General features: G+C 65.9%; 10 protein-coding genes. 6 read left to right on the plus strand and 4 right to left on the minus strand.

Annotation, left to right across the window (positions count from 1 at the left end; translation table 11 throughout):
* Positions 1-46 precede the first annotated feature (46 nt).
* The 4 genes from JMF82_RS06760 to JMF82_RS06775 all read right to left on the minus strand — a co-directional run bounded on the left by JMF82_RS06760 (position 47) and on the right by JMF82_RS06775 (position 5800).
* Positions 47-2995: a TonB-dependent receptor gene (locus tag JMF82_RS06760; protein ID WP_236585335.1), complete on the minus strand. Its 2949-nt coding sequence runs from the start codon at positions 2993-2995 to the stop codon at positions 47-49.
* A gap of 99 nt (positions 2996-3094) precedes the next feature.
* On the minus strand, positions 3095-4138 hold the full coding sequence (locus tag JMF82_RS06765; protein ID WP_201313767.1) for a LacI family DNA-binding transcriptional regulator: 1044 nt from the start codon (positions 4136-4138) through the stop codon (positions 3095-3097).
* A 257-nt stretch (positions 4139-4395) separates the two neighbouring features.
* On the minus strand, positions 4396-5178 hold the full coding sequence (locus tag JMF82_RS06770) for a prolyl oligopeptidase family serine peptidase (RefSeq protein ID WP_236585336.1): 783 nt from the start codon (positions 5176-5178) through the stop codon (positions 4396-4398).
* A gap of 52 nt (positions 5179-5230) precedes the next feature.
* Complete coding sequence (locus JMF82_RS06775) at positions 5231-5800, minus strand: hydrolase (RefSeq protein ID WP_201313768.1); 570 nt, start codon at positions 5798-5800, stop codon at positions 5231-5233.
* 128 nt (positions 5801-5928) lie between these two features.
* On the opposite strand from JMF82_RS06775, the gene JMF82_RS06780 reads away from it, so the two are divergent.
* The 6 genes from JMF82_RS06780 (at position 5929) to leuB (ending at position 12939) form a co-directional block, all read left to right on the plus strand.
* Positions 5929-6549, plus strand: coding sequence for a TetR/AcrR family transcriptional regulator (locus JMF82_RS06780; protein WP_201313769.1), 621 nt, complete (start codon positions 5929-5931; stop codon positions 6547-6549).
* A 395-nt stretch (positions 6550-6944) separates the two neighbouring features.
* Positions 6945-8600: a 2-isopropylmalate synthase gene (locus JMF82_RS06785; protein ID WP_201313770.1), complete on the plus strand. Its 1656-nt coding sequence runs from the start codon at positions 6945-6947 to the stop codon at positions 8598-8600.
* Positions 8597-9601, plus strand: coding sequence for a branched-chain amino acid transaminase (locus tag JMF82_RS06790; protein WP_201313771.1), 1005 nt, complete (start codon positions 8597-8599; stop codon positions 9599-9601). Before JMF82_RS06785 ends, JMF82_RS06790 begins: the two co-directional genes overlap by 4 nt.
* Positions 9598-11010 carry a 3-isopropylmalate dehydratase large subunit gene (gene leuC / locus JMF82_RS06795; protein WP_201313772.1) on the plus strand — a complete coding sequence of 471 codons (1413 nt, stop codon included), beginning with the start codon at positions 9598-9600 and terminating at the stop codon, positions 11008-11010. The genes JMF82_RS06790 and leuC overlap by 4 nt, the downstream gene beginning before the upstream one ends.
* A gap of 184 nt (positions 11011-11194) precedes the next feature.
* Positions 11195-11845 (plus strand): 3-isopropylmalate dehydratase small subunit, encoded by a 651-nt coding sequence (gene leuD / locus JMF82_RS06800; protein ID WP_236585337.1) that lies wholly within the window; start codon positions 11195-11197, stop codon positions 11843-11845.
* Positions 11842-12939, plus strand: coding sequence for a 3-isopropylmalate dehydrogenase (leuB, locus tag JMF82_RS06805; RefSeq protein WP_201313773.1), 1098 nt, complete (start codon positions 11842-11844; stop codon positions 12937-12939). The genes leuD and leuB overlap by 4 nt, the downstream gene beginning before the upstream one ends.
* Positions 12940-12951 lie beyond the last annotated feature (12 nt).

Raw genomic sequence — 12951 nt, forward strand, 5'->3', positions numbered from 1 at the left:
GCGGGCCCGGGAAAGGCCATCCTAGTGATGCCCGGGAGGTGCGATATCAGAAGTTGATGCCTGCAGAGACCTTCAGGGTCCGCGGATAACCCGTGATGTTGCCCGTCGGGTTGTAGATCACCGGTGTCCTGGTGAGCACGCCGTTGGCACCCCAAGTTTCGATGTAGTCGCTGTAGTTGTGCCAGTTGAATGCATTGATCAGGTCGATGCGCACATAGGCATTGAGGTTGCCATAGACCTTGAAGTTCTTGGTCGCCTGGAAGTCGATGTCGCGGTAGCCGAACACCTTGCCGCCAACGATGAACTTGCCCGTGCCCGGTGGCCTTGAAGCAATGGCCTGGCAGCCACCACCGTTGATCGCGCCGCTGTCCATGCCCGACGACGGCAAGCCATAGCACGCCAGGTTCACGTCGGGAACGGGCGTCGCCAGGGTCAGCTTGCCGCCAAGCACAAAGCCCCATGGACCATCGAGCGAGCCGGTTGCCACCAGTCGATGTTTGGAGATGCCCGGTGCCGTGACATACGGATAGTTGGCGATCTTCTCGAAGTCAAAGGCGTACTGGTCGGTAGGGTCGTTGTTGTCGTTGTTCTTCAGCGCGTGGGTATAGGTATACGCAATCGTGGCACCCCAATGCGAGTCCGACGTATAGGGCTTTTCCGCCGACAAAAGGATCTGGTCGGTCTTGGTGGTCAGGCCGTTGTTGCCGATGATCAAGCTGCCGAAGCCGGGAATGCCATTGCCCCACGGCTGGCTGCCGTTCTTCCAGAAGCTGCCGTCCGGGTAGCGGTTGCCCAACGTATACACGACGCCGTCGTGGCTCTTGATGCTCACCAGCGTGACACTGGTATTCCAGTCGCCGATCTTGTTGCGCATGCCGAGGCTGAGCTGGTCGGAGTACGGCGTGCGGAGGTTGTTGTTGATCATGTCAACCTCCTTGCCCGCCGACGTGCCTGCCACCAGTGCCTGCAGGTTCGGAATGCTCAGGTACTTCGGGTCCCATGCAAGGCAGGTCGCACTGGATGTGCATGGCGCCAGCGGTGTGTTGAAGTACAGCGTAGGCTGCGACAGCACCGACTTGGTCTCTTCCACCTGCAGCGACTCGTACAGGTTGCGATCGTAGGCACGGCCCCAGCCGCCGAAGATCACGTGTGCCTCGTCGCCAAACAGATCATCGGAGAAACCGAAGCGCGGCTGCACCTGGCCCTTGTGCGCGCTGCGGTTGCTGCCTGTGCTGATGTAGTCGTTGATGTTGACGCCGCCCTTGGCAAGCGTCTGCGCATATGTCTGGCCGGCGGGCGCATTAGGGTCCTGCATGTTGAAGGCCGCGACCACGTCAGCCGGCGTCACGTAATCGAGGTACGAGGGGGTCTTCTCGTAATCCCAGCGGACGCCCATGTTGAGCGTCCAGTGATCGTCGATCTGCCAGTCATCCTGGATATACGTGCCGAACTGCTGGTCGCGACTGGTGGCCACCGGGCTCTGCCCTGGCACCGGTGAACCGAACTGCACCTTGTATGGAATGTTTTCGGTGCCGGTTGGGCCGACGGCATAGGTGTACAGCGCGTTGGAGTCGCCCGCATCCTGCGCGGTCAGCTTCACCGACTTGAACTTCACGCCCATCTTGATGACGTGATCGCCGTGCCACGACAGGTCGTTGAAGGTGAGGTCATCGGAAATCGACGGACCCTTCTGTCCCTTGTTCTGGAAGGCCAGCGGCGAGTTGCCCGTCTGGATCAGCACCGAGTTCTGGTCGTTGTATGGCGTGTAGTTGGCGCCCACGCCCGTGATGACCGGCGAGGGGTTGTAGAAGGCATCTTCGTACGTGGCCTGCAGGCGGTTGAACCAGCTGTCGGTGCTGTGATCCCAGCGGATGTCGAAGCGCTTGTCGTAGTTGCTGGTATTGAGGCCCGCCGTGGCCGTATTGGCACCGCCGACGCCACTGATCTGGGTCTCGTCACGGTACTTGGCACTCACCTCGATGCGGTCACGATCGGTGGGCTCCCAGTCCACCTTGCCAAACCAGTCGTTTTCCTTGAATGGCAGGTTGGCCGGGCCGAACTGGCTCTGCACGCTCGCCGGCAGCAATGGCCAGAACGCCGAGTTCCCCTGCGGCACGACGGTAATCGGGCTATCGAATTCCTTGCCTTCGTAGGCGATGTAGAAATGCGCCTGATCCTTGAGGATCGGGCCGCCGAAATCAAATCCGTAGTCCTTTTCGTGGGACGGCGTCTTCTTGTTGGCAGCAGCTTCGGAAGGCGTTTCGGCGCGCATGGTCGTGTTGGTGTAGCTGCCAAAGACATTGCCGTGGAATTCGTTGGTGCCCGACTTGGTTTCAGCCGTCACCGCCGCGCTGGAAACCTGGTCGTACTCTGCCTTGTAGTTGGAGGTGATGACCTTGTACTCGGCAATGGCCAGCTGCGGGAACGGGTTGCCCTGGCTACCGTTCTGGCCAGTGATGCCGCCCGGCAGCACGTAGTTCTTCTGGCCCACGCCATCTATGTAAACGTTGATGTTGCTGGTGGCCTGGGCGCCGGAACGCAGGCTGGTATTACCGTTGGCATCCCGCGTGAAGACCATGCCCGGCACGGTGTCGGCGAACTCAAGGAAGTTGCGTGAGGCAGCCGGCGTGGTTTCGATCTGACGCAACGACACCTGCGTACCCACTTCCGAGGTTTTCACTTCCTGCAGCGTGGTGGCCGTGACGCTGACGGCGGCGAGGGTGGTGGCATTTGGATTGGTGCCACCCGCCGCCGCGCCGAAGTTCAGCGTGGCGACGCTGGCTACCTGCAGGGTGACGGTGCGTTCGGTGCCCGGGCCGGCGTCGACCTGGTACGTGCCCGGGGACAGTCCGACCAGCGCGTAGCTGCCGTCCTTGTCGGTATGCGTGCGGCGGACCGAACCGGTGGCGACGTTCTTGGCGACCACGTCGGTGTCTGCCGGCCCCTTGCCGCGCAGGGTGGCATCGGAGGTCTGCGCCGATGACAGGATAGGCATGGCGGATGCCACGGCAAGCGCGATGGCAGCGGTGAGTAAACGTTTACGTCTTGGGCTGTAGTTATGCATATGGTCCTCCCCTCCCACTAAGGCCGGCGCTCAGATGAACGCCGGGGAATGTCTTGTTACAACGTTGGTTTGATGTGCCCCGCACGAATCGCGTACGACCACTTCGCAGGCGAGCGTGCGTACATGGGGGCCCGCGACGTGGCCCTTGCCATCCATGAGTCCGGTGAGCATGAGCAGCGCGCTCTTGCCCAGGTCCGCAATGCTCACGCCCACCGTGCTGAGGGGCGGCGTGACGTAACGCGCGATGAGGATGTCGTCGAAGCCGGCCAGCGCGATGTCGTCCGGCACGGTGAGACCTGCTTCCTTGAAGGCGTACAGGCAGCCCACCGCCATCATGTCGTTGGCGGCAAACACGGCGCGGGGCCGCTTGGCCTGCGCGAGCAGCTCGCGGCCGGCGCGATAGCCGGATTCCTCGGTAAAGTCGCCGGCCACGATGTTGAGCGGCCCCTTGTGCTCGGCCATGGCCTGGCGATAGCCCTTTTCGCGCTGCTGCGCGTCGAAGTTGCCAGCGGGACCGGCGATGAAGGCGACTGACGCATGTCCGTGGCCCAGCAAGTGCTGCACCATCGCGTGCGCGCCAGCGACGTTGTCGATGCGGATGACCGGAAAGCGCGCACTGTCCACCGGACTATCCAGCAGCACGGCGGGCAAGTCGATCGGAAGGTTCTGCTCCAGGAAGTCGGCATCGACGTACTGCGAAAGGATGATCATGCCGTCCACGCGCCCGCGCATGGTGCGCACGACGGCGGCGGCATCCTCCATGCCGCCATGCGAGCTGGACACCAGCAGGTGCAATCCCTGGGCATGCGCCGCCAAGTCGATACCGCGGATCAGCTCGGAGAAGAACTCGCCATACAAGTCTGGGAGCAGCGCGCCGATGGTGTGGGTGCGCCCGGTGATAAGGCTGCGTGCCGCGTTGTCGGGCACGTAATGCAGGTGCTTGGCCGCGACGCGGATGCGTTCGAGTGTTTCGGCGGTGACGCCGCCCTGCCCGTTCAATGCGCGCGACACGGAAGCCACCGACACCTTGGCCTCACGCGCTACATCTTTGATGGTCGCTTTCTTGGTCGTCACGGTGCCGGCTTTGAGGGTGACCAGGGGTCACGGCGGCGCCAACGTAAACGTTTTCATGAAACCTTGTAAAGACGCCGCGACGACATCTTTCGCTGCGGCGCAATAATTCACCCGGCGCACGATGACGGCCGCGACCGACAAGGGCCGCGTAACGCCGCCATAACGCCCTCTACACGGCGGTGAACGCACCGCAACAAAAGCGATTTAGGTGGCGGCCATGATTGTGGCCGCGCCGTGGTTTTGCCGGTGTCGTCGCGTCAATGGGCAACGCGATGGGAGAACATCCACGGCCACAACTCGGCGGTGGCGTAGGCCGGCACCCAGGAACCATGGTTCACGCCCGGAAACTGCGTATAGCGAACCTCGTCACCCGCCTTCAGCAGCGCGGCGTACATGTTGCGCGCCTCGCTGGGCGGCACCTGGTCATCCACTTCGCCATGGAAGATCCACACCGGCATCGGCTTCACGTGCTCGGCCACCCACTGGTACGGGTTGGCGTCCCGCGGCGTCCCATGCACGACGAGTTCGGGCATGTCCTCAGGCGCGCGGATCGCCCCGCAGATCACCGCGGCGGCGGCGAACAGGCCAGGATGATCCACCGCGAACTGCCATGCGCCGTAACCGCCCATCGAGAGGCCGGTGACATACAGGCGGGAGCGATCGCCGTGATAGGCCTTGATGCTGTCTTCCATGGCCGCGAGCGCCGCCTGTTCCTGCGCGCCATCCCAGATGGTGTCGTCGGGTGCCTGCGGCGCGACCACCACGGCCGGGAAATCGTCGCCATGCGTCTTCAACCATGGCGGCAGGCCCTGCTTGAGCTGCAACCGGTTGTCGCTGCCTCGCTCGCCGCTGCCGTGCAGGAACAGCACCACCGGCCACTCGCGATCCGCCGACCAGTGCCTGGGCACGAACACCTGATAGGCGACATCGCGGCCGTCCACCTGCACGTGGCGCGCGGAAAATGCGCCATCGGCGGTCGCCGCGGACGATGCCATCGCGCACGACAACCCCGCAAACGCCAAAGCGACCTTCACCTTCATGCCTGTTCCCTCGACCGGATGGGTCGGGCGAGGGTAACCAAGCGGCGGGGCTTCAGGCCAGCATGGCCAGCACCTGCTCGGTGGAACGCACGCGTCCCAGGCGCGGGAAAATGTTCGCCACCGCGAAGCGGTGATGGTCGGCATGGGACGAGCTCATGGCGTCTTCCACCAATACCTGGTTGAAGCCCAGCTCGAAGGCATGGCGCGCGGTGGATTCCACGCCGATGTTGGTGGATACGCCACCCAGCACGATCTGCGTGATGCCGCGGCGGCGCAGCTGCAGTTCCAGTTCGGTACCGTAGAACGCGCCCCACTGGCGCTTGTTGATGTGGATGTCGCCTTGGCCCGCCTGAAGCTCGTCGGCGTACTCCCACCAGTTGGCGGGCAGGGTCATGTTGCGCGGGGCCTCGTCGGCCAGCGGATGCAGCATGTCGCCGCCGTCGGCCGACCAACCCACGCGCACCAGCACCACCGGCGCCTTGAGCTCGCGGAAGCGGGCGGCAAGGCGACCGGCGCGGGCATTGACGTCGGCGCTGGTGTGCGGGCCGCCGGCGAATGCGGCGATGCCTTTTTGCAGGTCGATGAGGACGAGCGCGGTGGTGCGGGGGTCGAGGGTTTCCAAGGGTAACTCCGGCGATATGCAGGGTAACGGGCAGGTATCCGAGTAGAATAGGCCGTGTTCACGCCGCGCCACGGGTCCTGCCAGAAAGGCTAATATGTGAGGGTAGCCTCACATTGGAGTTTATGAGGATGGCCTCACAAAATACAAGCCAGGCGGGCCGCGCGCCCAGTCGCCGCCGTGGCCACGAGCGCGTGGCGGCCCTGCTGGCCGCCGCCTCGGACTGCTTCGTCGAAAAAGGCTACGACGCCACCACGATGACCGAGATCGCGGCGCGGGCCGGCGCCTCCATCGGCTCGCTCTACCAGTTCTTCCCGACCAAGGAATCGGTGGCCGAAGCGCTGATCACCGGGCACGCGAACGGGCTGAACGAGCACATGGAGCGCCTGCTCGCCCAGACGCCGGACTGGACGACGGAGGAACTGGCGGACCATCTGCTGCGGGCCTTCGCCGACTACCGGAAACGGCACCCGGCCTTCGTCGCCCTGGTGGAGGTCGCCGGCTCCCTGCCCTCCATGCTGGGTCGCACCATTCGCCAGCGCATGCGCGATTACCTCAGCCAGATCCTTGCGATCCACGCGCCCGGCCTCCCCGCGGGCGATCTTCGCCCCGCCGCGATGGTGGTGCAGCAGTTGATGAAGGCAGCCGTCGCGCTGGACGGCGAACAACCGGCGACACTGCGAAAAGCCGCGCAAAACCAGCTGCAGCATGCGCTTTCGCTCTATCTAGGCCAACTCGCCGCACGTCGTTGATCGCGATGCGCCTCGCGCGCGTGCGACACGCGCGCGGGGCGTTCAGCCATCTGGACGTCCGAATGTCGACCGCGGCACGCGATCACGAAATTTTCAAAAGAAACTGTTGACAACCCGTTGGACGGCCCATTAGGGTCGGTTGCATGTCGCAGCGCAACAGCCACGATCGCATTGCCGAACCGATTGGTCCCCCGACCATCGACGGCGCGCTGCGCCTTCGCAACAACCTCCTTCTTGCCCTTGTACTCGTACTCCTTATTACCAACGGAGGTGCGGGCTGAGGGCGTGTGTCCAGGTAAAGCAGAACTAACCTAGATACCACCAACAAACCCCGCACCCGGTAACGGATGCGGGGTTTTTTGTTGCCCAACGGCGCGTGCCGGCGGAACCAGACGATGACCCCTGAGACAACCAGCAACGAGAGCAGCGACGTGGGCTTTGTCGCCGCCGAGCGCGTGCGCATCTTCGACACCACCCTGCGCGATGGCGAGCAGGCGCCCGGCTTTTCGATGGACCGCCGAGCCAAGCTCCGCATGGCGCATGCGCTCGAAGCGCTTGGCGTGGACATCCTCGAGGCGGGTTTCCCCAGCGCGTCGCCCGACGATTTCGCCTCGGTGGCGGAGATTGCCCGCGTGCTGCGCGGCCCCACCGTGGCCGGCCTGGCGCGCTGCCACGACGGCGACATCGACACCTGCGGCCGCGCACTGGAAGCCGCGCGCCATGCGCGCATCCACCTGTTCCTGTCCACCAGCCCGCTGCATCGCGAGCACAAGCTCAACATGAGCAAGCAGCAGGTGATCGACACGGCCTGCGCCGCCATCGAGCGGGCCAGGCAGCTGTGCCACGAGGTGGAGTTCTCGGCCGAGGACGCGATGCGCACCGAGCCGGAATACCTGGTCGACGTGTTCAGCGCCGCGGTTGCCGCCGGCGCCACCACCGTCAACGTGCCCGATACGGTGGGCTACACCACGCCGGTGGAGATGGCCGAACGCATCGCCTACCTGCGCAAGCATGTGCGCGGCGCGGAGCAGGTGGTCTTTTCCACGCATTGCCACGACGACCTCGGCATGGCCGTGGCCAACAGCCTGGCGGGCGTCGGCGCCGGCGCGCGCCAGGTGGAATGCACCATCAACGGCATCGGCGAACGCGCCGGCAATGCATCGATGGAGGAAGTGGTGATGGCGTTGCGCGTGCGCGGCGCCTACTTCGGCGTCGATACCGGCATCGACGCGCGCAAGCTCTACCCCACCTCGCGCCTGTTGACCCAGCTGACCGGCCAGGCCGTGGCGCGCAACAAGGCCGTGGTCGGCGACAACGCGTTCGCGCACGAGTCCGGCATCCACCAGCACGGCATGCTCAAGCATCGCGGCACCTACGAAATCATGCGTCCGCAGGACGTGGGCATGGGTGATACCAAGCTGGTGCTGGGCAAGCACTCGGGCCGCCATGCGTTGCGCCAGCGCCTGCAGAGCATGGGCCACGACGTCGACGAAGCCGCGATGGATGGCGTCTTCATGCGCTTCAAGGCGCTGGCCGACAAGAAGCGCGAAGTGCACGACGAAGACCTGGAAGCGATCGCGCTGGGCATGGACCCCGAAGCAACCGGCCCGTGGCGCATCGCGCAGCTCAACACCAACTCGCACCTGGGCGGCAGCGCGTCGGCGTCGGTCAGGCTCACCCACGACAACGGCCACGAGGTGGGCGAAGCCGCCATCGGCGACGGCCCGGTCGACGCCGTGCTGCGCGCCATCGAGCGCGCCACCGGCACCACGCTCGACGTCACCCAGTTCCAGGTGCGCGCCGTGAGCGAAGGCGGCGACGCGCAAGGCCACGCCCAGCTCACCGCACGCCACGCCGACCGCGACTGGCGCGGCGACGGCGTCAGCACCGACATCATCGAAGCGACGGCGCATGCGGCACTCGCCATCGTCAATCGCATCGAACGACAAGCCCCTCCTCGTCACGAGGCTTCCATTGAAGAGCGCGGCCAGGGATGGTCGCTTCTTGACCTTCGCGCGAAGGGACGCGCGCAAAAGGAGAGCACGCCATGACCACGCCATTCCTCTGGCACAACGGCCAGATCAAACCCTGGACCGAGGCCACCGTCCACGTCAGCACCCACGCCCTGCACTACGGCTCCTCGGTCTTCGAGGGCGAGCGCGTCTACGCCACGCCGCAGGGGCCGGCCTACTTCCGCCTCACCGACCACACGCGCCGCCTGTTCGAATCGGCCAAGGTGTATGAGATCGAGATCGGTTTCAGCGAAGAAGAGATCAACGCCGCCTGTCACGAAGTGATTCGCGCGAACCGCATGAAGTCCGCCTACGTGCGCCCCATCGTGTTCCGCGGCGCGGGTGGCCTGGGCGTGCTGCCCAAGGGCGATTCGCCGGTGGACGTGGCGATCATGGCGCTGGAATGGGGTGCCTACCTGGGCGAGGCGATCGAGCATGGCGCCGACGTGTGCGTGTCGTCGTGGCATCGTCCCGCGCCGAACACCATTCCGAGCTGGGCCAAGGCCGGCGGCAATTACCTCTCCAGCCAGCTGATCGCACTCGAAGCGCGTCGCGGCGGTTATGCCGAGGGCATCGCACTGGGCCACAACGGCCTGCTGAGCGAAGGCGCCGGCGAGAACCTGTTCCTGGTGAAGAACGGCAAGCTGCTCACCCCGCCCACCAGCGCAGGCATCCTCGCCGGCATCACGCGCGAGTCGGTGATCACGCTGGCCGGCGAGCTGGGCATCGTGGTGGAAGAACGTGACCTGCCGCGCGAGGCGCTGTACACCGCCGACGAGATCTTCATGACCGGCACCGCGGCCGAGATCACGCCGGTGCGTTCCGTGGATCGCAAGCAGGTCGGCGCGGGGCGTCCCGGCGACGTGACGCGCGCGCTGCAGAAAGCCTTCTTCGGCCTGTTCGACGGCACGACCACGGATAAGTGGGGTTGGTTGACGCCCGTTTCCGATGTGGTCATCCCTGACCACGAAGATCCAAAGGCGTCCATCCATGGCCGCGCCCCCCACCAACAGCCGGCTTCGATGGGGGCAGTGGCATGACCGCCAGGACCCTCTTCGAGAAAGTGTGGGACGCGCACGTCGTCGCCCCGGAAAGCACCGACACGCCGGCGATCCTCTACATCGACCTGCACCTGGTGCATGAAGTGACTTCGCCGCAGGCCTTCAGCGAACTGCGCGGGCGCGGCCTCAAGCTGCGTCGTCCGGATCAAACACTGGCCACGCTGGACCACTCCACGCCCACCCTGCCCGCCGACGCGACCGGCGAGCGTCCGTATGCGAACGCCGAAGCGAAGGCGCAGGTCGCGCAGCTGGAAACCAACTGCCGCGAGTTCGGCGTCGAGCTGCATGGCTGGGACAGCGCCGACCGCGGCATCGTGCACGTGATCGGCCCCGAGCTGGGCGCGACGCAGCCGGGCATGACCATCGTGTGCGGCGACAGCCACACCTCCACGCACGGCGCCTTCGGTGCGCTGGCGTTCGGCATCGGCACCACCGAAGTCGGCCACGTGATGGCGACCCAGTGCCTGCTGCAGCGCAAGCCGAAGACGCTGGCCATCCACGTCGACGGCAAGCTGCCGGCTGGCGTGGGCGCCAAGGACCTGATCCTGCACATCATCGGCGAGATCGGCGTGGACGGCGGCACCGGCTACGTCATCGAGTATCGCGGCGACGCCATCGAGGCGCTGTCGATGGAAGAGCGTATGACGGTGTGCAACATGTCGATCGAGGCAGGCGCACGCGCCGGCCTGATCGCGCCGGACGAGACCACCTTCGCCTGGCTGAAGGGCCGTCCGCGCGCGCCGCAGGGCGCCGCGTGGGACGCGGCCGTGACGCGCTGGCGTTCGCTGCGCACCGATGCCGGCGCCGCCTACGACCGCGAAGTGCATATTGACGCCAGCAAGGTACGACCCACCGTCACCTACGGCACGCATCCTGGCATGGCGATCGCCATGGACAAGCCCGTGCCCGCCGCGCGCAACGCGGTGGAGAAGCGCGCGCTCGACTACATGAAGGCCGAAGCCGGCAAACCGATGCAGGGCACGCCGGTGGACGTGGTGTTCGTCGGCAGCTGCACCAACTCGCGCCTGTCCGACCTGCGCGAAGCGGCGCAGGTGCTGCGCGGCCGCCGCGTCGCCGACGGCGTGCGCATGCTGGTGGTGCCGGGCTCCGAAGCGGTGCGCCGCGACGCCGAAAACGAGGGCCTGCACCACGTGTTCACCGCCGCCGGCGCCGAGTGGCGCGTGCCGGGCTGCTCGATGTGCATCGCCATGAACGGTGACCTGGCGCAGCCGGGGCAGCTGGTGGTCAGCACGTCCAACCGCAATTTCGAAGGCCGCCAGGGCAAGGGCGCACGCACGGTGCTGGCGAGCCCGGCGACGGCCGCTGCGTCCGCTGTCGCGGGGCGTATTGCCGATCCGCGTGAGTACGTGGCGGAGGTGGCGGCATGAGCGCACGCCGTTTGCTCCCTCTCCCCTCCGGGGAGAGGGTTGGGGTGAGGGGCCGATCTTGCCTCACCGCTTCCCAAGAGCGCGCTTCGTTCAGCGCCGTCGCGAGCACCCGCCCCTCATCCGCCCCTTCGGGGCACCTTCTCCCCGGAGGGGAGCAGGGACTTTGCCCCTCGGAGGTTTTCTAATGCGCCCCGTCACCCGTCTCCACTCCCGCACCGCCGTCCTGCCGGACGAAAACATCGACACCGACCGCATCATCCCGGCGCGCTTCCTCACCACCACCGAGCGCGCGGGCCTGGGCAAGCTGTGCTTCAACGACTGGCGCTACCAGGCCGACGGCAGCGACAACCCGGCGTTTCCCCTGAACCAGCCGAAGGCGAAGGGCTGCGCCATCCTCGTCGCCGGCCGCAACTTCGGTTGCGGTTCCTCGCGCGAGCATGCGCCGTGGGCATTGCTGGACTACGGCATCCACGCCGTGCTGTGCAGCGAGATTGCGGACATCTTCCGCAACAACGCGCTGAAGAACGGCCTGCTCGCCATCGTCCTCGACGAAGCCGAGCATCGCTGGCTGCTCGCCAACCCCGGCATCGAACTGACCATCGACGTGCGCGAGCAGGTCATCGCGCTGCCCGATGGCGGCCACATCCGCTTCCAGCTCGAACCGTTCGCACGCCACTGCCTGCTCAACGGCGTCGACCAGCTGGGTTACCTGCAGCAACACAGTGACCTCATCGATGCGTTCATTCGTGAACGCGAAGGTGAAGAAGCGGCCATCCACGGCCGCACTCCTCCACAAGACACGCTTCGATCAGCATCAGCCGGAGTTAACGCATGAGAGCGCAAATCGTCACCCTGCCCGGCGATGGCGTCGGCCCCGAAGTCACGGCCGCCGCGGTCGCCGTGCTCGACGCGGTCGCCGCGCATTTCGACCATCACTTCCATTTCGAGGAACAGCTGATCGGCGGCTGCGCCATCGATGCCACCGGCGAACCGCTGCCGGCCGCGTCGCTGGACGCCTGCAAGGCCGCCGATGCCGTGCTGCTCGGCGCGGTGGGCGGACCGAAGTGGTCCGACCCCAATGCGCCGGTGCGTCCCGAGCAGGGCCTGCTGGCGCTGCGTGCCGCGCTGGGCGTGTACGCCAATCTGCGCCCCTTGCAGGTGCATCCGGCGCTGGCCTCGCTGTCGCCGCTGAAGAACGAGAAGCTCAAGAACGTCGACGTGCTGTTCGTGCGCGAACTCACCGGCGGCGCGTATTTCGGCGCCAAGACGCGCACCATCGATACCGCCACCGACGAGTGCAAGTACACCGTGGCCGAAGTGGAACGCGTGACGCGCCGCGCCTTCCAGCTCGCGCGCGAGCGCCGCAAGCACGTCACCTCGGTGGACAAGGCCAACGTGCTGGAAACCTCGCGCCTGTGGCGCAGCACGGTGACTCGCATCGCCGCCGAATTCCCCGACGTGAAGCTGGAACACCAGCTGGTCGACTCCATGGCGATGCTGTTGCTCACCCAGCCGGGCAAGTACGACGTGGTGGTTACCGAGAACCTGTTCGGCGACATCCTCACCGACGAAGCCGCGGCATTGGCCGGTTCGCTGGGCCTGCTGCCGTCCGCTTCGCTCGGAGAAGGCAAGGCCGGCCTGTATGAGCCGATCCACGGTTCCGCGCCGGACATCGCCGGCCAGGGCGTGGCCAATCCGGTGGGCGCCATCCTTTCCGCCGCGATGCTGCTGCGCCATTCGCTGGGCCTGGAACAGGAAGCCAGCACGGTGGAAGCCGCCGTGGCCGACGTGGTCGAACACGGTCCGCGCACGCGCGACATCGGCGGCAGCGCCGGTACCAAGGACGTGCTCGAAGCCGTGCTCGCCGCCATCGACGAACACGCCTGCAACGCGGCGGCGTTCCTGCGCTGGGGACGGGCCTGCGGATGAGCACGAAGACTC

Source organism: Dyella sp. EPa41 (assembly GCF_016586165.1).
Taxonomy (GTDB): Bacteria; Pseudomonadota; Gammaproteobacteria; order Xanthomonadales; family Rhodanobacteraceae; genus Dyella.

Coding starts and splice junctions, on each gene's coding strand:
- JMF82_RS06760 (WP_236585335.1), bottom strand. CDS start 2,995: ATGCCTATCCTGTCATCGGCGCAGACCTCCGATGCCACCCTGCGCGGC.
- JMF82_RS06770 (WP_236585336.1), bottom strand. CDS start 5,178: ATGAAGGTGAAGGTCGCTTTGGCGTTTGCGGGGTTGTCGTGCGCGATG.
- JMF82_RS06780 (WP_201313769.1), top strand. CDS start 5,929: ATGGCCTCACAAAATACAAGCCAGGCGGGCCGCGCGCCCAGTCGCCGC.
- JMF82_RS06785 (WP_201313770.1), top strand. CDS start 6,945: ATGACCCCTGAGACAACCAGCAACGAGAGCAGCGACGTGGGCTTTGTC.
- JMF82_RS06790 (WP_201313771.1), top strand. CDS start 8,597: ATGACCACGCCATTCCTCTGGCACAACGGCCAGATCAAACCCTGGACC.
- leuC (WP_201313772.1), top strand. CDS start 9,598: ATGACCGCCAGGACCCTCTTCGAGAAAGTGTGGGACGCGCACGTCGTC.
- leuD (WP_236585337.1), top strand. CDS start 11,195: ATGCGCCCCGTCACCCGTCTCCACTCCCGCACCGCCGTCCTGCCGGAC.
- leuB (WP_201313773.1), top strand. CDS start 11,842: ATGAGAGCGCAAATCGTCACCCTGCCCGGCGATGGCGTCGGCCCCGAA.